This window comes from Alsobacter sp. SYSU BS001988 (assembly GCF_054796215.1).
This window is the reverse complement of record NZ_JBTAMK010000010.1, coordinates 15,944-38,311: the sequence shown is the minus strand read 5'-3', so window position 1 is coordinate 38,311 and position 22,368 is coordinate 15,944. Positions and strand designations below refer to the sequence as shown.

Here is a 22,368-nt window from a genome sequence, read left to right as displayed (position 1 = left end):
GGGCCGCGCGCCCGGTCGCCGTCGGGGGCGTCTCAAGTGAGTTTATGGCAGGGGAAACGATCGTGATGAACAGGCCTATGCTTCGCATTCTGACGCTCTCGGCGGCCGTCTCCGCCGCCTTCTGCGCGCTCCCGGCCCGGGCCGCCGACAAGCCCGTCGTGGTGCTGCTCAACGCGGAGCCCGTCAGCCTCGACCCGATGTTCACCCAGGCCGACGCGAACGCGATCCTGTCGATCCATGAGACGCTGTTTCGCCTCGACAATGACGGCAAGGTCGTTCCCGCCGTGGCGGAGTCGATCCGCAAGCTCGACCCGCTCAACTGGGAGATCAAGATCCGCACGGGGCTCACCTTCCACAATGGCGAGCCGATCAACGCCGACGCGGTGGTCTTCACCTTCGACCGCGCCAAGAAGCTCTTCGCGGCCGGGAAGGGCGACCTCACTTTCGCGCTCGGGGCCCTGAAATACGACCATGTGGAGAAGATCGACGACGCGACCGTGAAGCTGGTGATGACCGAGCCGGACCCGATCATCACCTCCCACATGGTCAATCCCGAGCTCTCCATCCTGCCGCCGCGCTACTACGCGGAGAACCCGCCCGAGAAGGTCGCCTTCGCCCCTGTCGGCGCGGGCGGCTACAAGTTCGTCTCCTACAAGGCCGGCCAGGGCCTGGTGCTGAAGGCCTTCGACAAGTACCGGCTCGGCAAGCCGCCGGTCGACGACGTGGTCATCAAGGCCGTTCCGGAGGTCGCGACCCGGATCAGCGAGCTGAAGGCCGGCTCGGCCGACCTGATGGTCGGCGTCCCGGCCGACCTCAAGGCCAGCCTGGACAAGACGCCGGGCGTGAAGGTGATCGTGGCGCCCAGCTACCGGCGCCTGTTCGTGGCCATCAAGCAGGGCCGCCATCCGGCGCTGGCGGATGTGCGCGTCCGCCAGGCCATGAACCACGCCGTCGACTGCGAGGAGATCGCGGGCGCGCTCCTGGGCGGCATGGCGACCTGCCGAATCGACCTGATCAACACGCCCTACAACAACCCCAAGCTGAAGCCCTTCGCCTATGACCCGGCCAAGGCCGCCAAGCTGCTCGACGAGGCCGGCTGGACGCTCGGCAAGGACGGCGTCCGCGTCAAGGACGGCAAGCGCCTCTCGCTCGACTTCGACACCACCAACGGCTCCTACCTGATGGACAAGGAGATCGCGCAGGTCATGGCCGACAGCTGGCGGCAGGTCGGCATCGAGATCAAGGACCTCAGGGTCATCGACTCGGCCATCAACGCGCAGATGCGGGCCAGGCAGGGCGCGGGCTATCGCGACCTGATGAACAGCTCGTCCGGACCCGACTACACCTGCCAGGGTGACCTGCTGCTCGTGCAGAAGAACTCCGGCTCCAACCGGATGAGCTGGGTCGACGACAAGTTCGAAGCCATGTTCAAGGCGTTCAACCAGGAGTTCGACGAAGCCAAGTGGCAGGACATGTGCTGGGCGGCGGAGGCCTATGTGGCCGAGCAGGCGCCGGTGATCTGGATGTTCACCGAGCCGACGCTCTACGGCGTCTCGGACCGCCTGTCCTACAAGGCGCGCCCGGACGGGCGCATGTACCTGAACCTGGTGCTCGCCGGCGTGAAGTGACCGATCGCACATCGGCGCGGAGCGGATCCCGCGATGGTGACGCATGAACCGCTCGCGTTCCTTAGGGAGATCAGACCCATGAACCTGCCGCGCTGCTTCGTAAACCACCCGTCGTCCGTGGGCGAGACCTATGCCGAGCACATGCGCACGGCGCTGGGCTTCGCGGGGCCGCTCGCCAAGGCCTCGCTCGCCGCGTTCGTGCACGCGTTCCTGCCCTGGCTGTGCACCAGGACGGCCAGCATGACCGTCCACCAGCTGCACGAACGCATGACGCGGCGCTGCGCCGCCTGTCCGGCCGGACGGCTGCATCGGCCCGATCTCTTCCCCGTCCGGGGTCTCCCGCAGGGCTGGGACCCGGCGATCTGACGCCGGGCCGCGCCGAGAAGCATGCTGCGAAAAGGCGGAAACCGGCTTTTCGCGCCAAGGCATGCGACCGCCAGGACGCTAGAACACGTAGGTTCCGGGCGCGGGGCCCAGGGGAGGGTAGCCCCTGGCGGGCGCTCCCGTCGGCGGCGGGGCGACGCGCGCGGCGCCGGAGCGCGCGTCCAGCCAGGCGCGCCACTCGGGCCACCACGAGCCGGCCTTGGCCGAGGCCGTCGCGGCCCACTCGTCCGGCCCGGCGCAGAGGTCCTCGGCGCTCTTGGTGGTGACCCGGTAATGGCGGCCGGTCGCGCCGGGTACGCTCACGATCCCGGCGTTGTGGCCGCCGCTCGTCAGCAGGAACGTCACCGACGTGTCGGCGAGCTGCTGGATCTTGTAGACCGAGCGCCACGGCGCCACGTGGTCGCGCTCCGTCGCCACGACGAAGAGCGGGACACGGATGTTCTGGAGCGCGACGGGACGGCCGTCGACCACGAAGCGGCCCGCCGCCAGGTCGTTGCCGAGATAGAGCCTCTGCAGATATTCCGCGTGCATCCGATACGGCATGCGCGTCGCGTCGGCGTTCCAGGCCATCAGGTCGGTCATCGGCGCGCGGTCGCCCATCAGGTAGTCGCGCACCCGCCGCGACCAGACGAGGTCGTTGGACCTGAGCAGCTGGAAGGCTCCCGCCATCTGGTCCGCCGACAGATAGCCCTTCAGCCACATCATGCTGTCGAGCGCGTAGACCTGGCTGTCGTCGACGAACAGCGCCAGCTCGCCGGGCTCCGAGAAGTCGGTCTGGGAGGCGAAGAGCGTCACCGAGGCCAGGCGCCGGTCGCCCGCGCGGCCCATCGCGGCGGCCGCGATCGTCAGGAGCGTGCCGCCCAGGCAATAGCCGGTGGCGTGGACCTTCCGGCCCGGAGCGATCGCCTCGACGGCGTCGAGCGCCGCCATCACGCCCAGTCGCCTGTAGTCGTCGAGCGAGACGTCCCGGTCGGCGCCCGTGGGATTGCGCCAGGAGATGCAGAACACGGTTCGGCCCTGCGCGACCAGATAGCGGATCAGCGAGTTCGCGGGCGAGAGATCGAGGATGTAGTACTTCATGATCCAGGCCGGCACGAGCAGGACGGGCTCGGCCGCGACCGTCTCGGTCGCCGGCGAATACTGGATCAGCTCGATCAGGGCGTTGCGATACACCACCTCGCCGGGCGTGACCGCGACATTGCGTCCGGGCTGGAACGCCTCCGCCCCCACGGGCGGGCGCCCGGTCGCCGCGCGCGCCACGTCCTCCGTCCAGTTGCGGAACCCCTCGACGAAATTCGCGCCCCGGGTCTCGACCGTCCGCGCCAGGACCTCGGGATTAGTGAGGGGGAAGTTCGACGGAGAGGCCACGTCGAGCCATTGCCGGGCCACGAAGGACATGACGTCCTCGTGGTGCGGCGACACGCCCGGCACCTCGTGGGTGACGTTGTGCCACCATTGCTGCGTCAGCAGGAACGCCTGTTCGTAGAAGCTGAAGGGCGGCGCGCGCCAGCCCTCGGCGCGGAAGCGGTGATCGCCGGGCAGCGGCTCGATGCAGGGCGGCTGGTCCTTCGCGACCGTGGCCGCGGCGATGTGGGCCATGAGCCTTGAGGTCTTGCGCGCGGCCTTGACGGCCAGCTCGGTCCTCTTGCCGGGCGCCGCCGCGAGATGGATCCACCAGTCCATGGCCGCCAAGCCCAGCGCCGATGGCGAGAGGCCTCCGGTGAGCATCACGATCGACGCCGCGACGGTCCGGTCCATCGCCCGGAAGCTCTCCTCGCCGAGCGAGTCGTCCAGACTCTCGACCGGAGGGGCGGCGCCACGCGGGAGCACGTCGGCGGGAGGCGCCTGGAGGGGCGCGCCAGGGCCGAAGGCGTCGTCGGAGGCGGGCGGGGCTTCGGCGATCACGGGAGACAGATGCTGGGACGCGGTCCTCGGAGATTTCATGCGCCAGACCCTTCCTGGGCGCGAGTGCGCCGGCGAGACGAGGCCTGACGCTAGCCCGCCTCGGCCGACGCCGCCTTACGCTGCGTCAAGGAGGCGACTTCTTTGCGAAAGAGGCCGTAGGCGGGGGTGAGGTCGGCGCCGCCCGGACCACTGATCGACGTCAAGGCCAGTGCGAGCCTTCGGGCGCAAGCTCAGGTCCGCGGAAGAGGACAGGATCATGCGCGCAAGGGACGTGATGAGCCCCGGCCTGGTGGCCATCTCGCCAGAGGCCTCGATCAGGGAGGCCGCGGCGCTGATGCTGGAGAAGCGCATCAGCGGGCTGATGGTGTTGGATGCGACGGGGGCGCTGGTCGGCGTCCTCTCGGAAGGCGACCTGCTGCGCCGCGTCGAGCTCGGCACGGAGCGCAAACGGCCGAAATGGCTCGAAATCCTGCTCGGGCCCGGCCGGTTGTCGTCGGAATATGTCCGGTCGCATGGCCGTAAAGTCCGTGAGCTCATGACGCGGGACGTGGCCTGCGTCGCCGACGACGCCGAACTCTCCGAGGTGGTCAAGCTCATGAACGACCACAGGGTCAAGCGCATCCCGGTGCTCGAGGACGGCAAGGCCGTCGGCATTGTGACCCGCGCCGACCTCCTGCGGGCGCTGGAGGCGATCCTCGCGCGCGGCGCCGCGCCGGAGAACCCGTCCGACGCGGAGATCCGCGACGCCGTGCTGAAGGAGCTGAAGGCCCAGAGCTGGGCCCCGACCGGCAGCGTCAATCTGAGCGTCCGGGACGGCGTCTTGGAGTGGACGGGCTGCATCTTCGACGAACGCGAGCGCGAGGCCCTCCGGGTGGCCGCCGAGAACGCCCCTGGCGTGACCTCGGTCAGGGATCGCATGACGACGGTCGAGCCCTATTCGGGATTCGTGATGACGTCCCCCGAGGAAACGGCGTCGGGCGCCGGCGGGCGGGACCCGGCCTAGCAGGCCCGCGCCGCGGTCACGCGTCGCCCGTCGGGATGCGCCCGTCGACGATGCGGATGATGCGGTCGCACTGGCGGGCGAGGTCGAGGTTGTGGGTGACGATCAGGAAGGTTGCGCCTTCCTCGCGGTTGATCCGGCGCAGCAGCTGGAAGGCCTCGTTGGCCGAGGCGGTGTCGAGATTGCCGGTCGGCTCGTCCGCCAGCACCAGGTCCGGGCGCATGGCGAGCGCCCGCGCGATCGCGACGCGCTGCTGCTGCCCGCCCGACATGGCGCTCGCCCGGTTGTCGCGCCACCGCTCCAGCCCCACGCGGGCCAGGAGCTCGTCGGCCCGGCTCGCCATCTCCGGCGTCGGCCGGCCGTGATCCACCAGCATCGGCATCATCACGTTCTCCCGCGCCGTGAAGGCCGAGATGAGGTGGTGGTGCTGGAACACGAAGCCGATGGTGCGCCCGCGCAGCCGGGTGATCGCCTCGTCGTCGAGGCCGCTCGTATCCTCCCCGGCGATCGAGAGGCGTCCCGAGGTCGGCCTGTCCAGCAGGCCGATGATGTTGAGCAGCGTGCTCTTGCCGGACCCGGACGGGCCCATGATCGCCAGGAACTCGCCGGCCGCCACCGTCAGGTCGATCCCGTGCAGGATCTCCGTCTCGTTCGGCAGGCCGACATTGTAGGACTTGCGGATCTTGTCGAGCACGAGGACCTCAGCCACGGATCGCCTCGACGGGATCGAGCTGGGCCGCCCTCAGGGCCGGGGCCGTCGCCGCGCCCACCCCCGTCAGGCTGGCGAGCACAGCGGTGGCGACGAAGAGCGAGGGTTCGAGGATGAGCGGGAACAGCTCGCCCCCATCCGCCTGGCGCGCCGTGCGGTGCCAGACGATCAGGGCGGCCGCTCCCATCGCCGCCCCGACCAGCGAGCCGAGGAACCCCATGACCCCGCCCTGGATCAGGAAGATCCGCATGATCTGGCCGCGCCTCGCCCCCATGGCCCGCAGGATGCCGATCTCCTTGGAGCGCTGCGTCACGGACACGACCAGCACGGCGGCGATGCCGAACGCCACCGACAGGCCGACGAATAGGCGGATCAGCGTGTTGGAGGTCTGCTGCGCCCTGACCGCGGTGAAGAACTGGGCGTTGGTGCGGATCCAGCTGTCCGCCTCCACGGGCGCCACGAGGGCGATGTCCTGCGCGATCGTCTCGGCCGCATAGATGTCCTTCACGGTCACGTCGAGGGAGGTGACGCCGCCGATGAGGTTGAGCAGGCTCTGGGCCGTGCGCAGGCCCACATAGGCGATGCGCTCGTTCGCGCCCTTGTTGCCCATGTCGAACAGGGCCGACACGGTGAGGATGCGCCGCCGCCCCGCCGCCGTGCTGACATTGAGCTTGTCGCCCACGGCGACGCCGAGAGTCTTCGCAAGCTCCACCCCGATGATGATGTCGTCGCTGTCCAGCCGGGGCTGGCCGGCCACGACGTAGTCGGGCACGCGGACGATGCCGAAATAGACCTCCGGGTCCATGCCGGTGACCGTGACGCTGCGGCTGGCGTCGCCCCGGATGGCCAGGGCCGCCCCCGAGGCCGTCGGCGCGACGAGGGCCACGTCGTCCCTGGCCTGCACGTCGGCGCGGATCGCCTGCCACTGGTCGATGGAGTGGATGCGCTGGCTGGGGCGCTGCACGGTCGCGGCCTCGACGACACCCGGCGCGTCGCGCAGCGGGCGGGCCACCTCGTCGGGCGGCAGCAGCTGGATGTGGGGCTGCGAGGTCAGCACCCGGCGGATGAAGTTCGCCTGCAGGCCCGTCAGGATGGCCGACATGAACACGATGACGGCGACGCCGATCGCCACGCCGCCCAGGATGAACGCCGTCTGCAGGCGGCCCTCGGCCAGGAAGCGCAGGGCCGCGATCCACTCGAAAGGCATCCAGCGCTTCATGACGGCGCCGCCCTGATCCGCTGTCCGGCCCGCACGCCCGACGCGGCGGGGACGACGAGGTCTCCCGGCTTGAGCCCCTCGAGGATCTCCACCTGCGCTCCGGCGCGCAGGCCGAGCCGCAGCGGCTGCATCCGGGCCCGGCCGTCGCGGACGACCAGCGCCCAGGGCGCCTCCTTGCCGGCGTCGTGGACGGCCCGCGCCGGCGCGATGATGGTCGAAGCCCGCCGGTCCACCTGGATGTCGACCGAGACCGTCATGTCCTGGCGCAGATAGGCCGGCGGCTCGCGGGCCGTCAGCTTCACCTGCACGGAGGCGCGGCTGATGTCCACGCCGGGATTGATGTAGGTGAGCACGGCGGAGAAGCGGCTGTTCGGATAGGCGTCGGCGGAGACGAGCGCCTGCTGGCCGATCGAGAGCAGCGCCAGGTTTTTCTCGTCGATGTCGACGACCAGTTGCACCTCGCCGCTGGGCGCCAGCACCAGCAGGGCCCGCCCGGGCTGCACGACGGCGCCCTTCTCCACCGTGCGGGTGATCAGCACCCCGTCCCTGGGAGCCACGACGGTCGCGTAGGAGAGGCGCGCCCGCGCCGTGTCCAGCGTGGCGCGGGCCTGCATGAGCTGCGTCTCCGCCATGACGGCGTCGCTGCCGCCGGGCGAGAGCGTGAACACGGCCAGTTCGGCCGTGCGCACCTGCGTCCGGGCCACGTCGAGATCGCGGGTGGCCGCGTCGAGCGACGCCCGGGTGCCGGCGCCGTTGCGGGCGAGCTGCTCGGCCCGGTCGTAGGTGGCCTGCGCGTTGGCCAGGGTCGCCCTGGCCTGCTTCAGGCTTTCCTCGGCGGACGGCCGCGTCACCTCGCGGATCTGCCGCAGGCGCGCCTCGGCCTGCGCGACGGCCCCCTCCGCCTGCACGAGGGCGGCCTGCAGCTCGTTGGCGTCGAGGCGCACGAGCGGCTGCCCCTGGCGGACGACCTCGCCCTCCGCGACGAGCACCTGGGACACGGTGCCGGTCATCTGGCTGCCGATCTCGACGCGGTAGGGCGTCTCCACGTGGCCGCTGGCCACCACGGACCTGACGAGATCTCCGCTGCGCACCGGATAGACGACCACCTCCGGCCCCACCGCCCAGCGCAGCGCCATGAGCGCCGCCGGGACGACGACGAGGAGGCCGGCGACGATGCGCCACTTCAGCCGCCAGAGCGCCGCCAACGGGTGACCGGGGGCGAGCGGCTTGGCGCGCCCCAGATCGATCTCATGACTTTTCACGTCCACGGCCCTCGGGGGAGCGAGCGAGCCTTCACGTTAGCCGGGGAGTCGTCGGACCACTTTGCGGCAGATCAGCGGTCGGCGCGCATGGCGCGCGGCGCCGGCGTCACTGCGTCAGGAACAGGGCCGCCGCGATGGCTGCCGAGGCCAGCACGGCCGTGACCGCCCCGGTGGTCCGCAGCACGCCCATGCGGCGCAGCGCGACCGCGAAGACGATGATGATCGGGGTCGTCACCACGAGCCCCAGTTGCGCGTCGGTCATGGCCATCTCCGGCGTTCAGCTCGCCGCACCCTAGGGGCGGGCCGCCGCGGGCTCTTTGCTCGGGCGCAACCTCGCGGCCCGGCGCCGCCGTCGCCGGGCGGTCTCCCGGAAGCTTGTTCCGGAGCAAAGAAGCCGCCGGCCGGCTGGCTAGGGTGCGCCCATCGTGGCCACGGCCGCGCCCCTGCTTGCGAAAGGCTCCCCTGATGGCTGAACGCCTCACGACTTCGGCGGCCCGAAACGTCTTCTATGGCGGCTCGGCCTTTTTCTTCGCGATCTTCCTGGGCCTCACGGCCCACAGCCATTGGTACATGGTCACCCAATCGACGGACGTCGCGACGCTCACCGACGGCGTCGCCCGCGGCAAGCATGTCTGGGAGAAGAACTCCTGCATCAACTGCCACACGCTCCTGGGCGAGGGCGCCTATTTCGCCCCCGAGCTCGGCAATGTCTGGCTGCGCTGGGGCGGCGACAAGGATCCGCAGGGCGCCCGCGAGATGGTGAAGGCCTGGATGCAGTCGCAGCCCTCCGGAACGCCCGGCCGACGGCAGATGCCGCAGTTCAACCTGACCGACCAGGAGCTGAACGACCTCGCCGACTTCCTCGAATGGTCGAGCCGCATCAACACGCAGAACTGGCCGCCGAACACCTCCGGCTGACCGTCGCGCCCTCCCATCCACTCGACACGAGACAAGCCATGCCCACCGCAACCCTGCCGCCCGGCCTCAAGTACGAAACCCAGAAGGTCGCGCTCCTCTACTTCTACGGAGCGCTCGGCCTCTTCGTCGCGCAGGTCACGTTCGGCCTCCTGGCCGGCCTGATCTACGTGATGCCCAATACGCTTTCGGTGCTCCTGCCCTTCAACATCGTGCGCATGATCCACACCAACGCGCTGATCGTGTGGCTGCTGATGGGCTTCATGGGCTGCGCCTACTACCTGCTGCCCGAGGAGACCGAGCGGGAGCTCTTCTCGCCCAGGCTCGCCAGGCTGCAGTTCTGGCTCTTCCTCGGCGCGGCCGCCATCGCGGTCGTCGGCTACCTGTTCCGCTTCCACGAGGGGCGCGAGTTCCTGGAGCAGCCTTTCCCGATCAAGGTCGGGATCGTGATCGTGGCCCTGATCTTCCTGTTCAACGTCACCATGACGGCCCGCAAGGGCCGCAAGACCGTGGTGGTGAACATCCTCCTGTTCGGCCTGTGGGGCGTGGCGATCTTCTTCCTGTTCGCCTTCTACAACCCGCCGAACCTGGCGCTCGACAAGATGTACTGGTGGTTCGTCGTGCATCTCTGGGTCGAGGGGGTGTGGGAGCTGATCATGGCCTCCGTGCTGGCCTTCCTGATGATCAAGCTCAACGGCATCGACCGCGAGGTCGTGGAGAAATGGCTCTATTTGATCATCGGCCTGGCGCTCTTCTCCGGCATCCTGGGCACGGGCCACCACTATTACTGGATCGGCGCGCCGGGATACTGGACGTGGATCGGCTCGCTCTTCTCCACCCTGGAGGTCGCGCCCTTCTTCACGATGATCCTGTTCACCGTGCAGATGACCCGCAAGGCGGGCCGCAACCACCCCAACCGGGCGGCGCTGCTGTGGTCCATCGGCTGCTCGGTCATGGCCTTCTTCGGGGCGGGCGTCTGGGGCTTCCTGCACACGCTGTCGCCGGTCAACTACTACACCCACGGCACCCAGCTCACCGCCGCGCACGGGCATCTCGCCTTCTTCGGCGCCTATGTGATGCTGAACCTCGCCATGATGGCCTACGCCTTCCCGGCCCTGAAGGGGCTCGGCGTCTACAACCAGAAGCTCAGCGTCGCGAGCTTCTGGCTGATGTGCGGCGGCATGGCCGTGATGACGCTGGCGCTGACCGCCGCGGGCGCCATGCAGGTCTATCTGCAGCGCATCCTGGGCGAGACCTACATGGACGTGCAGGACGGGCTCGCCGTCTACTACTGGATCCGCCTCGCATGCGGCCTCGCGGTCGTGGTCGCGGCGCTGATGTTCGCCTGGGCCGTGCTGGTCCCGGGGCGGACCCGGCCCGCTAAGGCCGGCGCCGCGCTCCAGCCCGCCGAGTGATCCTCCGCCGGCCGGGACCGCCCGGCCGGCCTCCATCCCCTTCCAGCGCTCCAGTCCAGGATGCCAGCCATGAACGTCGCCGCATTCCCCCGGTCCGTGACCGAGGTCCCGTTCTACTCTCCCGCCCGCAACGAGACCGCGCTCTTCGAGCTCGCCTGGTCCCGCAAGCTGCCCCTGCTGCTCAAGGGGCCCACCGGCTGCGGAAAGACCCGCTTCGTCGCCCATATGGCGGCGCGGCTGGGCCTGCCGCTCCACACGGTGTCGTGCCATGACGACCTGACCGCCGCCGACCTCACCGGGCGCTACCTGCTGAAGGGCGGCGACACGGTCTGGACCGACGGCCCGCTCACGCGCGCGGTCCGGGACGGCGGGATCTGCTATCTCGACGAGGTCGTGGAAGCCCGCAAGGACGTCGCGGTCGTGCTTCATCCGCTGACGGACGATCGGCGAATCCTGCCGCTCGAGCGCACCGGCGAGGAGCTGGAGGCGCCGGACGGCTTCATGCTGATCGTCTCGTACAACCCCGGCTACCAGAGCCTTCTCAAGGCCCTGAAGCCCAGCACCCGCCAGCGTTTCGTCGCCATCGCGTTCGACTTCCTGCCGCCCGAGCAGGAGATTCCCGTGGTGTCGGCCGAGAGCGGCCTGTCGGAAGCCCGGGTGAAGCCCCTCGTGCAACTTGCCGGCCGCCTGCGCGCCCTCAAGGGCCATGACCTGGAGGAGGGCGTCTCGACCCGGCTCCTGGTCTATTGCGCCAGCCTGATCGCGGCCGGCCTGCCGGCGGGCGAGGCCGTGCTGGCGACCATGATCGAGCCGCTGACCGACGAGCCCGACGTCAAGGCCGCGCTGGTCGAAGTCGCCCGCGCCGTGCTCGGCTGAGGGAGGCGGGGCGATGCTGGACTTCCTGGAGCTCGAAGAAACCGTCGGCAAGGCCTGGCATCGCCTGGTCGGGGGCGCGGCGACCTATCCGCGCCATCCCGACGCGGCCGTGGCCTTGGCGGATCTGCGCGGCCCGCTGGCGGTGATGTTCCGCGGTTTCGGGGGAGAACCCGGCGTGCAGCTCGCCGGGACGGCCGCCCGCAAATTCGGGCACCGCCTGGGCTGGCGCCAGCGGATCGGGGTCGGCGAGGAGCGCCTCGAACAGCCTGGTCGCGACGACGCGACCCTCTTCCTGCCCGAGACGATCGCGCTCTTTCCCGACGCCGCCCTGAACCGGTCGCTCTATTTCTGGCTGGCCGCCTGGTTTTCGGTCGCGCCCGTCGCCTCCATCGAGGAGACGGATCCGCTGCGGCGCGACCTCGTCGCCTTGCGCCGCGCGCGGACCGCGACCCTCGCGACCCTGGCGGCCTTTCCGGGCCTCGCGGGCGATCATGCGCGGCTGTGCGCCGCCATGGCGGCCGCGCGCCCGGTTCGCCCCATGCCGCCCCGGGAGCGGGAGGTCGAGGCCGTGGTCATGGCCGCGCTCGGCGCCGACGCCCCGCCGCCGGGAGCGGTTTGGGATGCGGTCGTCCATGGCGGGCCTCTGCCGTCCAAGGCGCCGGCCGGCTACCAGCCCTTCCTGCCTTGTCCGCTCTGGGGCGACGCGTGGCTGCGGGAGGCCGCCCCGGGCGGCAAGGACGCGGACGAGGCCGGGACCGCGGCCGCCCATGCGCCGCCCGAGACGCGCAAGCGCTTCGCGGTCCGCGAGCAGACCGGGGAGGAGCGCGGCGAGCGCGATCCGCTCGTGCTGAACCGCTTCGAAAAGATCCTGGCCATGGCCGAGATGATCAATGTCGACCGACCGCCCGACGAGGACGAGGACGAGGACGCCGAGAAGGCCGCCGACGACCTCGACGAGCTCACGGTGGGGCAGCGCACAGGCAAGCCCGCCAGCAAGCTGAAATTCGACCTCGACCTGCCGCCCGAGGCCGTCGACGATGCGCCTCTCACGGCGGAGCTGACCTATCCGGAATGGGACTACAGGCGGGCCGCCTATCTCCCGGACCACTGCCGGGTGCTCGCCTGGCGCGCCTCCGAACAGGGCGAGACGTGGGAGCCCGACGAGGCGACCCGGCGCAGGATCCGCCAGGTCCGGCGCCAGTTCGAGGCGCTGCGCCCGCGCCGCGAGATCCTGCGCGCCCAGGCGGATGGGGCGGAGCTCGACCTCGACGCCCTCGTGCGCGCCCGGTGCGACCTCGCCTCCGGCGGCGGCGGGACCGACCGCGTCCACCTCGCCAGCCGCCCTCAGGCGCATGACCTCGCGGTGACGCTCCTGGTCGACGTGTCGCTGTCGACCGACGCCTGGACGGCCGAGCGGCGCGTCCTGGACGTCGAGAAGGAGGCCGTGCTGGTGCTGGCCCATGGGCTGGCGGCCTGCGGCGACAGCCACTCGATCCTGACCTTCACGTCGCGGCGCCGCTCCTGGGTGCGGGTCGAGACCGTGAAGGACTTCGACGAGCCGATGGGTCCCCCTGTGGAGCGCCGGATCGGCGCGCTGAAGCCCGGCTACTACACCCGGATCGGCGCCGCCGTGCGGCACGCCGCGGCGGGCCTCGCCGTTCGCCCCAACCGGCGCAAGCTCCTCCTGGTGCTCACCGACGGCAAGCCGAACGACGTCGACCATTACGAGGGCCGCTTCGGCGTCGAGGACACCAGGACGTCCGTCCAGGAGGCGCGCCGGCTGGGCGTCGGCGTCTTCGGGGTCACGATCGACGCCCAGGCGCAGTCCTATTTTCCGACCCTGTTCGGGCGGGGCGGCTACGCCATCGTGGGCGACATCGCCCGCCTTCCCGCCGCGCTGCCGGCGATCTACCGGCAGCTCGCGCACTGATTGACGGAGTGCGGCAGAATAACGCAGGGTAGCAAGAACGTCGCTCCGGGGAGGAGTGTCCGAGATGCAGGCTGTCGTCCGGCGCAAGCGGGAGATCGTCGCCTTCGTCGTCCTGGCCGTGCTGATCTGGCCGGTCATCGCCGTGGGCGTGGTGGCCGGCTGGGGGTTCCTGGTCTGGATGTACTACGCCTTCACCGGCCCGCCGGGCCCGGTGTGAGGCGCGCCCCATGAACCGCGATGCTCCGTCCCGCCGGGATCTTCTGACCGGACGCGTGATCGGCGCCGGGGCCGAACTGCACGTCTCCAGCCTTGTGGTGCATGTCAGGCCCGACCGCCTCGACGCCGTGCGCGTGGCCCTGGCCGCCATGGCGGGCGTCGAGGTCCATGGCGGCTCGGCCGCCGGCAAGCTCGTCGTCACCCTCGAGACTCTGACCGAGCACGACGTGGTGCAGAGCATGGGCGCCATCGGCGAGCTGCCGGGCGTGCTCTCCACCGCGCTCGTCTACCACCGCTTCGAACCCTCCGCCGAGTGAGCCTGGAGACCGCCATGGACCTGTCCCGTCGCTCCTTCCTCAAGGCGCAGGCCGCCGCCGCGGCCGCCTCCGTGGCCGGCGTGGACCTGCCGGCCCAGGCCCAGAACATGCCCGCCGGCGAGGACATCACGCTGAAATGGTCGAAGGCCCCCTGCCGCTTCTGCGGCACCGGCTGCGGCGTCATGGTCGGCGTCAAGGACGGACGCGTGGTGGCCACCCATGGCGACATGCAGGCGGAGGTCAATCGCGGCCTGAACTGCGTGAAGGGCTACTTCCTCTCCAAGATCATGTATGGCGCGGACCGGCTGAAGACGCCCTTGATGCGGGTGCGCGACGGCAAGTTCGACAAGTCCGCCGAGCTGCAGCCCGTGTCCTGGGACCAGGCTTTCGACGAGATGGCGCGGCAATGGAAGAAGACCCTGAAGGAGAAGGGTCCCAAGGCCGTCGGCATGTTCGGCTCGGGCCAGTGGACCATCTTCGAGGGCTACGCCGCCACCAAGCTGATGCGGGCGGGCTTCCGCTCCAACAATCTCGACCCCAACGCCCGCCACTGCATGGCGTCGGCGGCCGTGGGCTTCATCCGCACCTTCGGCATGGACGAGCCGATGGGCTGCTACGACGATTTCGAGAACGCCGACGCGTTCGTGCTCTGGGGCTCGAACATGGCCGAGATGCACCCCATCCTGTGGACCCGCATCATCGACCGGCGCCTGAGCCATCCGGGCGCCAAGATCCTGACGCTGTCGACCTACGAGCACCGGACCACGGACCTGTCCGACCAGTCGCTGATCTTCAGGCCGGGAACGGACCTCGCCATCCTCAACTTCATCGCGAACCACATCATCCAGAACGGCGCGGTGAACCGCGACTTCGTCGACAAGCACGTCAATTTCCGGGTCGCCAACACGGATATCGGCTACGGCCTGCGTCCCGAGCACGTGCTGGAGCAGCGGGCCGCCCACGCCAACGAGGCGGCCGTCTCGCAGCCGTCGAATTTCGACGCCTACGCCCGGATGGTGTCGGAGTACACGCTGGAGAAGGCTTCCGAGCTCAGCGGCGTCTCGAAGGAGCGGCTGCTCACCCTGGCGAAGGCCTACGCCGACCCCAAGGTCAAGGTGATGTCGCTCTGGACCATGGGGTTCAACCAGCATGTCCGCGGCGTCTGGGCCAATCACCTCGTCTACAACATCCACCTGCTCACGGGGAAGATCGCGGAGCCCGGCAACAGCCCGTTCTCGCTGACCGGGCAGCCTTCCGCCTGCGGCACCGCGCGCGAGGTGGGCACCTTCGCCCACCGCCTCCCGGCCGACATGCAGGTCAACAACCCGGAGCACCGCAAGCACGCGGAGGAGATCTGGAAGCTGCCGCCGGGCCTGCTCAACGGCGAGATCGGCTACCACGCCGTGCAGCAGGACCGCATGCTGAAGGACGGCAAGCTCAACGCCTACTGGATCATGTGCAACAACAACCTCCAGACGGCGCCCAACACCAACAACGAGACCTATCCGGGCTACCGCAACCCGGCGAGCTTCGTGGTCTGTTCGGATCCCTATCCCACCGTCACCGCCATGGCGGCGGACGTGGTGCTGCCGACCGCCATGTGGGTGGAGAAGGAAGGCGCCTACGGCAACGCCGAGCGGCGCACCCATATGTGGCGCCAGCTCGTCAACGCGCCGGGCGACGCCAGATCGGACCTGTGGCAGCTGATGGAGTTCTCCAGGCGCTTCACGACGGAGGACGTCTGGTCCGCCGAGACGCTCGCCGCGCATCCCGAATACAAGGGCAAGACCCTGTTCGACGTGCTCTGGCGCAACGGCTCCGTCGACCGCTTCCCGGCGGCCGAGATCCCGGCCGACTACGAGAACTTCGAATCCAGGCAGTTCGGCTTCTACGTCCAGAAGGGCCTCTTCGAGGAATACGCCGCCTTCGGCCGCGGCCACGGCCACGACCTCGCGCCCTTCGACGTCTATCACGAGGTGCGCGGGCTGCGCTGGCCGGTGGTCAACGGCCAGGAGACCCGCTGGCGCTACCGCGAGGGCCTCGACCCCTATGTCGAGAAGGGCAGCGGCTGGCAGTTCTACGGCAATGGCGACAAGCGCGCCGTCGTGATGGCCGCCCCCTACGAGCCGCCGGCGGAGCCGCCGGACCAGGAGTTCGACCTGTGGCTGGTGACCGGCCGCGTGCTGGAGCACTGGCACTCCGGCTCGATGACCATGCGGGTGCCGGAGCTCTACCGGGCCTTCACCGGCGCGGTCACCTTCATGCACCCGGACGACGCCCAGAAGCGGGGCCTGCGCCGCGGCCAGGAGGTGCGCATCGTCTCGCGGCGAGGCGAGATCCGCTCCCGCCTGGAGACGCGCGGCCGCAACAAGACGCCGCCCGGGCTCGTCTTCGTCCCGTTCTTCGACGCCAGCCAGCTGATCAACAAGGTGACGCTGGACGCGACGGACCCGATCTCCAAGCAGACCGACTTTAAGAAATGCGCCGTGAAGGTGGTCGGGGTCACGCTGGCCCAGGGGTCGCAGCCGGAGGCTGCGCCATGATGCGGCCCCTGGCGTCCTCGGCCCTGGCCGGCCTGGCGTGCCTCGCGGCCGGGGTCCTCTTCGCCCAGGAGGCGCCGCGCCTCACCGGGCCGACGCCCTTCACCAAGGAGGCGCCCGCGCCGCCCATGCAGCGGCAGGTGACGGACGACGTCCGGCGCAAGCGCAACTATCCGGACCAGCCGCCGCTGATCCCCCACGCCATCGAGGGCTACGCGCTCGACCTCAACGCCAACAAGTGCCTGAGCTGTCACGCGCGCAAATTCACCGAGCAGTCCCAGGCGCCGATGATCAGCGTCACGCACTACCAGGATCGCGCCGGCAACACGCTGGGCGGCGTCTCGCCGCGGCGCTATTCCTGCCTCGCCTGCCACGTGCCGCAGACGGGCGCCCAGCCGCTCGTCCCCAACACCTTCACCGACATGGACGCTCTCGTCGAACGCGAGCCGCAGGGGCGCTGACATGCAGGCGATCGCGCGGGCCTGGGGCTGGTTCTGGAGCAACCCATGGGTGACCACGGCGACGCGGCCGCCCGTCACTCTCTCGCTGGCCTTCCTCACGCTGGGCGGCTTCGTCGCCGGCGTGATGTTCTGGGGCGGGTTCAACACCGTGCTGGAGGCGACCAACACGGAGACGTTCTGCACGTCCTGCCACGAGATGCAGGCGAACGTCTTCGAGGAGCTGAAGGGCACGGTGCACTACACCAACCGGTCGGGCGTGCGCGCGACCTGCCCCGACTGTCACGTCCCGCACCAGTGGACCAACAAGATCGCCCGCAAGATGCAGGCCTCCAAGGAGGTCTGGGGTCACATCTTCGGGTCGATCGACACCCGGGACAAGTTCCTGGACCTGCGGCGCCACCTGGCCGAGCACGAATGGGCGCGCATGAAGGCCAACGACTCGCTCGAATGCCGCAACTGCCACAGCGCCCAGTCGATGGACGTCTCCAAGCAGAATCCGCGCGCCGCGGCCGCTCACGAGAAGTTCCTGTTCACGTCCGAGAAGACCTGCATCGACTGCCACAAGGGCATCGCCCACAAGCTGCCCAACATGCAGGGAGTGCCCGGATGGCAATGATCGCGCGCCGCAGCCTGCTGCTGGCGCTGGCGTTCGCGGCCGCCGCGCCGCCCGGCGCCCGCGCCCAGACGCAGACGCAGACGGGCGCGCCGGCCTTCGTCCAGGCGGCCTATGCGTCGGCCCAGTTCCAGCTGCGCATCGCCCGGGCGGCCGCCTCGAAGGCGGTGCGGCCCGAGGCGAAGGCCCTGGCCGACGCCTCGGCGGCCTTTCGGACAGACCAGATTGCAGACCTGAAGGCGCTCGCCCAGAAGGTGGGGACGCCGGTCCGCGACAGCCTCGACCGCGAGCTCCAGGCGATCGCGGACAACCTGGAGCCGCTCGACGCTCTGGAGATGTCGCGCCGCTACGTGGAGGCGGCCACGCAGGGTCTGGACAAGGAGGCGGAGATCTACCGGGCCGCCGCCGAGACCGGGCCCGCCGACGTCAAGGCCTATGCGGCCTCCACGATCGAAAGGATCCGGACCATGGCGGCGCAGGCGCGCGACGCCTGGGCGGCGATTCGGCCCTAGCGCCGCCCTGGCGCCGTCAGGCCGGCTATTCGCCCGCAGCCGCCGCGAGGCGGGGCTGCGCCCCGTATGCATCCCAGTCGGTGTCGTCCACGACGAAGGTTTCGCATGTCACGACGGACAGGTCGTTCTCGTCGGTATGGGACGACAGGCAGGCGGACGAGGTGACGTCGGCGCCGCCTGGGGTCGCGGCGCAAGCCAGCAACGCTGTCAGGAGAAGACAGGCACGCAATCCTGCCGGATGACGGTTCGTCATCAGCTCCTCCATGTCGACGATGTGGTGATCCGGCTTTCGGCGCCGGCGCTCAGAAGCATGGGCCTGAAGGCTGGAGCTGTCCATGCAGCCAGGACGGATAGGGCCGCTGAAGATCGTGCGGCCTAGTCAGGCCGACCTAGGACGCGGTCCCGGGGAGGACCGGGCGCAGGGCGCGGCGGCGGCGGCGGCCGGGCGCGCGGGATCACTCCAGGGAGAAGGCTTCGTGGACGGCCGACTGGACGCCGCCGCCCAGCACCGCGCCGCCGCCCGCGACATAGATCCGATCGCCGATCGCGGCGGCTCCGACCGCGTGCCGCGGCGTAGGCATCGGGGCATGGCTCTGCCACGTGTCGGTCGCCGGGTCGTAGCTCTCCATCTGGCCGAAGACCTTGGCCTGGATCGGCTGGCCGTTCTCGATGCGCCCGCCTTCGCCGCCCATGGCGAAGAGCCGGTTGCGGTAGAGCGCCAGGCCATGGCCCGAGCGGGCGGTCGGGAGCGGCGCGCGCAGCTCCCAGCTGTCCTTTTGCGCCAGATACACGTGATGCAGGTCGGTGTTGTACTCGAAGGTGTTGAACCGGCCGCCCACCACGTGGATGCGCCCGTCCAGCGCGACGCAGCCGACATGGTCGCGGGCGCCCGGCAGCGGCTTGCGCAGCGACCAGCGGTCCTCCTTCGGATCATAGACCTCGTGCCAGCCGACGCTGGCGCGCTCGGCGGCCGGCTCCGAGCCGCCGCCGATCAGGTGGATGCGTCCGTCCAGCGCGACGGCGGCCGCCGCGCCCCGGGGCCGGGGCAGGGGGGCGATCGCGGTCCAGCGGTCGGAGGCGACCTCATACGCATAGGCGTTGCGGTCCGAACTGCGGTTCTGCTCCAGGAAGCCCCCCAGGGCGTAGATGCGCCCCGCGTCGGCGCAGACGGCGACGTGGTTGGCCCCGCGCGGCAGGGGCGCGGCGGCGAACCACCGGTCCTGCTGCGGGTCGTAGACATGGTGGTAGGCGCGGTCCACGCGCCCCTCGCCGTATCCGCCGACGACGTGCATGCGCCCGTCCCACGCGGTGGCCCACGCCATTTCGCTGCGCGGCAGGGGCAGCGGGGCGCGCGTGATCCATCGCCCCTGCGGGCCGGCCGGGGCCGGGCTGTCGAACATCCGCTGCGCTTCCTGGCTGGGCGTCAGGTGATGGGGAGTTCCGCCCTGCAGGCGGGCGTAGGGATCGGGCGACGACGGCGCCGGCTGCAGCGTCTGCGCCTCGGCCGGGCGCCGGAGGGCCGGGCAGGCCGCCGCCGCGCCTGCGGCCGCGGCGAGGAGAAGCGAGCGGCGGCTCCAATCCGGATGATTCATAGCGCGCCTCCGCGCTGCGTGGCTTGGGGGCCGACTATTCCGCCGATGCGCGTCGGCGTCCAGGCCGGGCCCCGGCGCGACGCCCCGTCGGGTCGTGCCCCGGGGCGCGCCGGCTCAGTCGATCTGGCTCCCGATCTGCGCGATGGCCCTCTGGTAGACCGACGCGGCGTTCCAGGCCTGGATCGCGCCGAAATTGGCCTCGCCCGGCTGGTAGCCTGCTCCGGCGCGCCAGCCATGGGCCTTGAGGAAATTGGCGGTGGAGGCCAGCGCGTTCGAGGCCACGTCCAGGCTGCCACCCACCCCGTAATTCAGGATGTTCTTCGGCAGGAACTGCGTATGGCCGATTTCGCCATGCATGGAGCCGCGCGTCCCGGCCGAGATGACGCCGCGGTCGATGAGCGTGAGGGTGGCGTAGAGCTGATCGGTGAAGAACTCCGAGCGGCGGCAGTCATAGGCGAGCGTCGCCACCGAGGAGAGCGTGTTCTGGTTGCCGCGCTGCGCGCCGAAGGCCGTCTCCATGCCCCAGATGGCGAGGAGCGGGCCCGGCGGAACGCCGTAGCGCTGCTCGATCGAGGCGAAGAGCGCCGCGTTGGTCTGCTTCAGCGTGCGCCCGCGCGCCACGATGGCCGGGCCGCCCCGCTTGGCCAGGAACTGGTCGAGGGACAGGCGGAAGCTCTTCTGCCCCCGGTCGGCCGCGATGGTGGCGGTCGCGTAGTTCGCGTCCATCAGCGCCGAGATGGCGGCGGCGCTCACGCCCTTGGCGCGCGCCTCGCCGGCGAATTGCTGTTTCCATGTCTCGAAGCCGGCCGCAGTGTTGCCGCACTGCGCTGCGCTGGCCGCACCCGCCAGCCCCATGAAAAACGTCAAGGCTGCAGCCGGAATGACCTTGAAGCGCACGCCGATGTTCATGGAGACCTCCTGTTAGTCTTGCAGCGCCTGGAACGCGGACGCTCGATGCTGGACCAGAGCCCTCTTCCAACTACCAGACGACGATGAAACTGTCTCGCGCGCTCAGTCGCCGGCGCCGGTCTGCGACGATTCATGCTGAACGCTCCGCTGGCGTTCGCCGCCGGGAGGGGAGGGCGCCGCTCAGGGCGAGACGCGCCCCATGCGGTTCAGCACCTCGCGCGGGATCGCGTAGGACTTCACGACCGCCTCCCAGTGGCGCAGGCCGCAGAGCTCGCGCTGGACCATGAAGGCCCAGACCTTCTGGGCGGCGTCGTCGAGCAGCCTGGACCGCTGGCCCGCCTCGCGGCCGGCCTCGTCGCGGGCGTCGAACTCCCGCAGCCTCGCCAGCGCCTGCTCCACCTTGCGGCCCATGTCGCCCAGCGCCTCCGCCTTCTGCTGCGCGATCTCGGCGTCGAGGACGTTCGCTCCCGTCTGCGGCCGGTGTCCGCCGGAGAGGCTTTGGGGCAGGCGCAAGGACATGAACGTCTCCGAAACGAGAGGGCCGGACGGGTTTGATCGCCCAAATAGGGCGTCATTCCGGCGCCGGCCATCTGCGCGGTGGAACGGGCGCGCATCCGGGCCGTTGCCGGCGAGCCCCACGAGACGCCGATGCGAAATCGCCTTCCACCCGGGACCGACGGCGCCCAAGACCCGCACGGGATCGGGCGGACGCTCGACGGGCTGAATTTCCTGCTGGCCGACGTCCGGGGCGGCCTCGGCCCCTATGTGGGCGTCTTCCTGATCACCCAGGCCGGCTGGGACCAGGCGACGCTCGGCGCAATCCTGACGGTCAGCGGCCTGATCGGCATCTGCGCCCATGCGCCGCTCGGCGCCCTCATCGACGCGACCCGCCGCAAGCGCGCCCTCCTGGTCGCCGCCACGGCGCTGCTCGCGGCGGCCGCGGTCGCGATCGTCACGGTCCCGACCGCCCCCGTCGTCTTCGCGGCGGACGTCGTCATGGCCGTGCTGGGCGCGATCTTCGCGCCCGTGGTCGCCGCGCTGACCATGGGACTGGTCCCGCCGGCGGCCCTGGCGGCGCGGTTCGGGCGCAACGCCGCCTTCGACAAGATGGGCAATGTCTTCATCGCGGTCGCAGCCGCCGCGGTCGGCTCGTGGTTCGGCCAGCAGGCCGTGTTCTGGCTGGTCCCGCTCTTCGGAGCGGCCGCGGTCGCGGCGATCCTGGCCATCCCGGGCGACGCCGTCGACCATCGCCGCGCCCGCGGGCTGGACGACGATCCGCAGGGACCGGGCCCCGCGCCCTGGGGGATCCTGCTGCGCCAGAGGGAGATCGTCGTCCTGGCGCTCCTGGCCGCGACCTTCCACTTCGCCAACGCCCCCATGCTGAACATGGTCAGCCAGAAGCTCGCCTTGGCGCATCCCGGCCGGGAGAGCGCGCTGACGGCCGCGGCCGTCCTCATCGCCCAGCTGTCGACGATCCCGGCGGCGTTCCTGCTGGCGCGCTCCGGCGCGATCGGACGCAAGCCCTTCCTGCTGGCGGCGCTGGCGGCGCTGCCGCTGCGCGGCCTGCTCTTCGCCCTCGCCGACGATCCCGCCCTGCTGCTGGCCGGGCAGGTGCTGGACGGCCTCGGCGCCGGCCTGTTCGACGCGCTGCTGCCGCTCCTGCTCGCCGACGCCGTGCGGGGGTCGGGCCGGTACACGACCGCCCGCGGCGTGCTCGGCGCGGTCCAGGGCGTCGGCGGCTCGCTCAGCAACGTCGTCTCCGGCGTCCTCATCGTGGCCGCCGGCTATGACGCCGCCTTTCTGGCGCTGGCCGGGCTCGGCGTGCTCGTCCTGGCCGGCGGCTGGCTGGCGATGCCCGAAACGGCGGGCCGCGGGCCGCCGTCCCCGCAGGCTTCGCGGACCAATTGAGCGGCGCCTGCGTCCCGGCTACCGGTCGCCGGCGCAAATGCGCTATGCCTCGGCGGC

The 22,368-nt window shown here is 70.4% G+C and carries 23 protein-coding genes; 14 read left to right on the top strand and 9 right to left on the bottom strand.

From position 1 onward, the window contains the following. Positions 1-77: 77 nt before the first annotated feature. Together ACYVO7_RS17520 and ACYVO7_RS17515 are read left to right on the top strand one after the other, a co-directional pair. Positions 78-1,628, top strand: coding sequence for an ABC transporter substrate-binding protein (locus ACYVO7_RS17520; RefSeq protein WP_460451096.1), 1,551 nt, complete (start codon positions 78-80; stop codon positions 1,626-1,628). A 78-nt stretch (positions 1,629-1,706) separates the two neighbouring features. Beyond that, the gene (locus ACYVO7_RS17515; RefSeq protein ID WP_460451095.1) at positions 1,707-1,994 is read left to right on the top strand and encodes a DUF6356 family protein; all 288 of its coding nucleotides are present in this window, start codon (positions 1,707-1,709) and stop codon (positions 1,992-1,994) included. A 78-nt stretch (positions 1,995-2,072) separates the two neighbouring features. Here the strand turns inward: ACYVO7_RS17515 and ACYVO7_RS17510 are convergent, their stop codons facing one another. Beyond that, the gene (locus ACYVO7_RS17510; protein ID WP_460451094.1) at positions 2,073-3,956 is read right to left on the bottom strand and encodes a PHA/PHB synthase family protein; all 1,884 of its coding nucleotides are present in this window, start codon (positions 3,954-3,956) and stop codon (positions 2,073-2,075) included. Positions 3,957-4,173: 217 nt separating this feature from the next. Between ACYVO7_RS17510 and ACYVO7_RS17505 the strand changes: the two genes are divergently transcribed. Further along, complete coding sequence (locus ACYVO7_RS17505; RefSeq protein ID WP_460451093.1) at positions 4,174-4,920, top strand: CBS domain-containing protein; 747 nt, start codon at positions 4,174-4,176, stop codon at positions 4,918-4,920. A gap of 16 nt (positions 4,921-4,936) precedes the next feature. Here ACYVO7_RS17505 and ACYVO7_RS17500 read toward each other — a convergent pair whose 3' ends face one another. The 4 genes from ACYVO7_RS17500 to ACYVO7_RS17485 all read right to left on the bottom strand — a co-directional run bounded on the left by ACYVO7_RS17500 (position 4,937) and on the right by ACYVO7_RS17485 (position 8,369). After that, positions 4,937-5,626 carry an ABC transporter ATP-binding protein gene (locus ACYVO7_RS17500; RefSeq protein ID WP_460451092.1) on the bottom strand — a complete coding sequence of 230 codons (690 nt, stop codon included), beginning with the start codon at positions 5,624-5,626 and terminating at the stop codon, positions 4,937-4,939. Continuing rightward, complete coding sequence (locus tag ACYVO7_RS17495) at positions 5,619-6,845, bottom strand: ABC transporter permease (protein ID WP_460451091.1); 1,227 nt, start codon at positions 6,843-6,845, stop codon at positions 5,619-5,621. Before ACYVO7_RS17495 ends, ACYVO7_RS17500 begins: the two co-directional genes overlap by 8 nt. Further along, positions 6,842-8,107 carry an efflux RND transporter periplasmic adaptor subunit gene (locus ACYVO7_RS17490; protein ID WP_460451090.1) on the bottom strand — a complete coding sequence of 422 codons (1,266 nt, stop codon included), beginning with the start codon at positions 8,105-8,107 and terminating at the stop codon, positions 6,842-6,844. The genes ACYVO7_RS17495 and ACYVO7_RS17490 overlap by 4 nt, the downstream gene beginning before the upstream one ends. A gap of 106 nt (positions 8,108-8,213) precedes the next feature. Further along, positions 8,214-8,369: a hypothetical protein gene (locus ACYVO7_RS17485; RefSeq protein WP_460451089.1), complete on the bottom strand. Its 156-nt coding sequence runs from the start codon at positions 8,367-8,369 to the stop codon at positions 8,214-8,216. A 203-nt stretch (positions 8,370-8,572) separates the two neighbouring features. On the opposite strand from ACYVO7_RS17485, the gene ACYVO7_RS17480 reads away from it, so the two are divergent. The 10 genes from ACYVO7_RS17480 to ACYVO7_RS17435 all read left to right on the top strand — a co-directional run bounded on the left by ACYVO7_RS17480 (position 8,573) and on the right by ACYVO7_RS17435 (position 17,902). Further along, on the top strand, positions 8,573-9,025 hold the full coding sequence (locus ACYVO7_RS17480; protein WP_460451088.1) for a c-type cytochrome: 453 nt from the start codon (positions 8,573-8,575) through the stop codon (positions 9,023-9,025). 38 nt (positions 9,026-9,063) lie between these two features. Beyond that, positions 9,064-10,437 (top strand): cbb3-type cytochrome c oxidase subunit I, encoded by a 1,374-nt coding sequence (locus ACYVO7_RS17475; protein WP_460451087.1) that lies wholly within the window; start codon positions 9,064-9,066, stop codon positions 10,435-10,437. Between the two features lie 69 nt (positions 10,438-10,506). Beyond that, on the top strand, positions 10,507-11,313 hold the full coding sequence (locus tag ACYVO7_RS17470) for an AAA family ATPase (RefSeq protein ID WP_460451086.1): 807 nt from the start codon (positions 10,507-10,509) through the stop codon (positions 11,311-11,313). 13 nt (positions 11,314-11,326) lie between these two features. Then, the gene (locus tag ACYVO7_RS17465) at positions 11,327-13,243 is read left to right on the top strand and encodes a nitric oxide reductase activation protein NorD (protein ID WP_460451085.1); all 1,917 of its coding nucleotides are present in this window, start codon (positions 11,327-11,329) and stop codon (positions 13,241-13,243) included. 64 nt (positions 13,244-13,307) lie between these two features. Then, positions 13,308-13,460 carry a periplasmic nitrate reductase, NapE protein gene (locus tag ACYVO7_RS17460; RefSeq protein WP_460451084.1) on the top strand — a complete coding sequence of 51 codons (153 nt, stop codon included), beginning with the start codon at positions 13,308-13,310 and terminating at the stop codon, positions 13,458-13,460. 10 nt (positions 13,461-13,470) lie between these two features. Further along, positions 13,471-13,776 (top strand): chaperone NapD, encoded by a 306-nt coding sequence (locus ACYVO7_RS17455; RefSeq protein WP_460451083.1) that lies wholly within the window; start codon positions 13,471-13,473, stop codon positions 13,774-13,776. Positions 13,777-13,790: 14 nt separating this feature from the next. Further along, positions 13,791-16,319, top strand: a complete 2,529-nt coding sequence (gene napA / locus ACYVO7_RS17450; RefSeq protein WP_460451082.1) for a nitrate reductase catalytic subunit NapA — start codon at positions 13,791-13,793, stop codon at positions 16,317-16,319. Continuing rightward, the gene (locus ACYVO7_RS17445) at positions 16,319-16,777 is read left to right on the top strand and encodes a nitrate reductase cytochrome c-type subunit (RefSeq protein ID WP_460451204.1); all 459 of its coding nucleotides are present in this window, start codon (positions 16,319-16,321) and stop codon (positions 16,775-16,777) included. Before napA ends, ACYVO7_RS17445 begins: the two co-directional genes overlap by 1 nt. Position 16,778: 1 nt before the next feature. Then, positions 16,779-17,393: a NapC/NirT family cytochrome c gene (locus ACYVO7_RS17440; RefSeq protein ID WP_460451081.1), complete on the top strand. Its 615-nt coding sequence runs from the start codon at positions 16,779-16,781 to the stop codon at positions 17,391-17,393. After that, positions 17,384-17,902, top strand: a complete 519-nt coding sequence (locus ACYVO7_RS17435) for a DUF4142 domain-containing protein (RefSeq protein WP_460451080.1) — start codon at positions 17,384-17,386, stop codon at positions 17,900-17,902. Before ACYVO7_RS17440 ends, ACYVO7_RS17435 begins: the two co-directional genes overlap by 10 nt. A gap of 25 nt (positions 17,903-17,927) precedes the next feature. Here ACYVO7_RS17435 and ACYVO7_RS17430 read toward each other — a convergent pair whose 3' ends face one another. The 4 genes from ACYVO7_RS17430 to ACYVO7_RS17415 all read right to left on the bottom strand — a co-directional run bounded on the left by ACYVO7_RS17430 (position 17,928) and on the right by ACYVO7_RS17415 (position 20,922). Then, on the bottom strand, positions 17,928-18,239 hold the full coding sequence (locus ACYVO7_RS17430; protein ID WP_460451079.1) for a hypothetical protein: 312 nt from the start codon (positions 18,237-18,239) through the stop codon (positions 17,928-17,930). A 118-nt stretch (positions 18,240-18,357) separates the two neighbouring features. Further along, entirely contained in the window at positions 18,358-19,494 is a 1,137-nt protein-coding gene (locus tag ACYVO7_RS17425; protein ID WP_460451078.1) for a Kelch repeat-containing protein, read from the bottom strand. Between the two features lie 114 nt (positions 19,495-19,608). Continuing rightward, positions 19,609-20,349 carry a lytic murein transglycosylase gene (locus tag ACYVO7_RS17420; RefSeq protein WP_460451203.1) on the bottom strand — a complete coding sequence of 247 codons (741 nt, stop codon included), beginning with the start codon at positions 20,347-20,349 and terminating at the stop codon, positions 19,609-19,611. Between the two features lie 234 nt (positions 20,350-20,583). Then, positions 20,584-20,922: a DUF6665 family protein gene (locus ACYVO7_RS17415; RefSeq protein ID WP_460451077.1), complete on the bottom strand. Its 339-nt coding sequence runs from the start codon at positions 20,920-20,922 to the stop codon at positions 20,584-20,586. 129 nt (positions 20,923-21,051) lie between these two features. On the opposite strand from ACYVO7_RS17415, the gene ACYVO7_RS17410 reads away from it, so the two are divergent. Then, on the top strand, positions 21,052-22,311 hold the full coding sequence (locus ACYVO7_RS17410; protein ID WP_460451076.1) for an MFS transporter: 1,260 nt from the start codon (positions 21,052-21,054) through the stop codon (positions 22,309-22,311). Positions 22,312-22,368 lie beyond the last annotated feature (57 nt).

What these genes read in the sequence shown, in the direction of transcription:
- ACYVO7_RS17520 (WP_460451096.1), top strand. Translation starts at nt 78, where the DNA reads ATGCTTCGCATTCTGACGCTCTCGGCGGCCGTCTCCGCCGCCTTCTGC.
- ACYVO7_RS17515 (WP_460451095.1), top strand. Translation starts at nt 1,707, where the DNA reads ATGAACCTGCCGCGCTGCTTCGTAAACCACCCGTCGTCCGTGGGCGAG.
- ACYVO7_RS17510 (WP_460451094.1), bottom strand. Translation starts at nt 3,956, where the DNA reads ATGAAATCTCCGAGGACCGCGTCCCAGCATCTGTCTCCCGTGATCGCC.
- ACYVO7_RS17505 (WP_460451093.1), top strand. Translation starts at nt 4,174, where the DNA reads ATGCGCGCAAGGGACGTGATGAGCCCCGGCCTGGTGGCCATCTCGCCA.
- ACYVO7_RS17495 (WP_460451091.1), bottom strand. Translation starts at nt 6,845, where the DNA reads ATGAAGCGCTGGATGCCTTTCGAGTGGATCGCGGCCCTGCGCTTCCTG.
- ACYVO7_RS17485 (WP_460451089.1), bottom strand. Translation starts at nt 8,369, where the DNA reads ATGACCGACGCGCAACTGGGGCTCGTGGTGACGACCCCGATCATCATC.
- ACYVO7_RS17480 (WP_460451088.1), top strand. Translation starts at nt 8,573, where the DNA reads ATGGCTGAACGCCTCACGACTTCGGCGGCCCGAAACGTCTTCTATGGC.
- ACYVO7_RS17475 (WP_460451087.1), top strand. Translation starts at nt 9,064, where the DNA reads ATGCCCACCGCAACCCTGCCGCCCGGCCTCAAGTACGAAACCCAGAAG.
- ACYVO7_RS17470 (WP_460451086.1), top strand. Translation starts at nt 10,507, where the DNA reads ATGAACGTCGCCGCATTCCCCCGGTCCGTGACCGAGGTCCCGTTCTAC.
- ACYVO7_RS17465 (WP_460451085.1), top strand. Translation starts at nt 11,327, where the DNA reads ATGCTGGACTTCCTGGAGCTCGAAGAAACCGTCGGCAAGGCCTGGCAT.
- ACYVO7_RS17460 (WP_460451084.1), top strand. Translation starts at nt 13,308, where the DNA reads ATGCAGGCTGTCGTCCGGCGCAAGCGGGAGATCGTCGCCTTCGTCGTC.
- ACYVO7_RS17455 (WP_460451083.1), top strand. Translation starts at nt 13,471, where the DNA reads ATGAACCGCGATGCTCCGTCCCGCCGGGATCTTCTGACCGGACGCGTG.
- napA (WP_460451082.1), top strand. Translation starts at nt 13,791, where the DNA reads ATGGACCTGTCCCGTCGCTCCTTCCTCAAGGCGCAGGCCGCCGCCGCG.
- ACYVO7_RS17445 (WP_460451204.1), top strand. Translation starts at nt 16,319, where the DNA reads ATGCGGCCCCTGGCGTCCTCGGCCCTGGCCGGCCTGGCGTGCCTCGCG.
- ACYVO7_RS17440 (WP_460451081.1), top strand. Translation starts at nt 16,779, where the DNA reads ATGCAGGCGATCGCGCGGGCCTGGGGCTGGTTCTGGAGCAACCCATGG.
- ACYVO7_RS17435 (WP_460451080.1), top strand. Translation starts at nt 17,384, where the DNA reads ATGGCAATGATCGCGCGCCGCAGCCTGCTGCTGGCGCTGGCGTTCGCG.
- ACYVO7_RS17430 (WP_460451079.1), bottom strand. Translation starts at nt 18,239, where the DNA reads ATGGACAGCTCCAGCCTTCAGGCCCATGCTTCTGAGCGCCGGCGCCGA.
- ACYVO7_RS17425 (WP_460451078.1), bottom strand. Translation starts at nt 19,494, where the DNA reads ATGAATCATCCGGATTGGAGCCGCCGCTCGCTTCTCCTCGCCGCGGCC.
- ACYVO7_RS17420 (WP_460451203.1), bottom strand. Translation starts at nt 20,349, where the DNA reads ATGGGGCTGGCGGGTGCGGCCAGCGCAGCGCAGTGCGGCAACACTGCG.
- ACYVO7_RS17415 (WP_460451077.1), bottom strand. Translation starts at nt 20,922, where the DNA reads ATGTCCTTGCGCCTGCCCCAAAGCCTCTCCGGCGGACACCGGCCGCAG.
- ACYVO7_RS17410 (WP_460451076.1), top strand. Translation starts at nt 21,052, where the DNA reads ATGCGAAATCGCCTTCCACCCGGGACCGACGGCGCCCAAGACCCGCAC.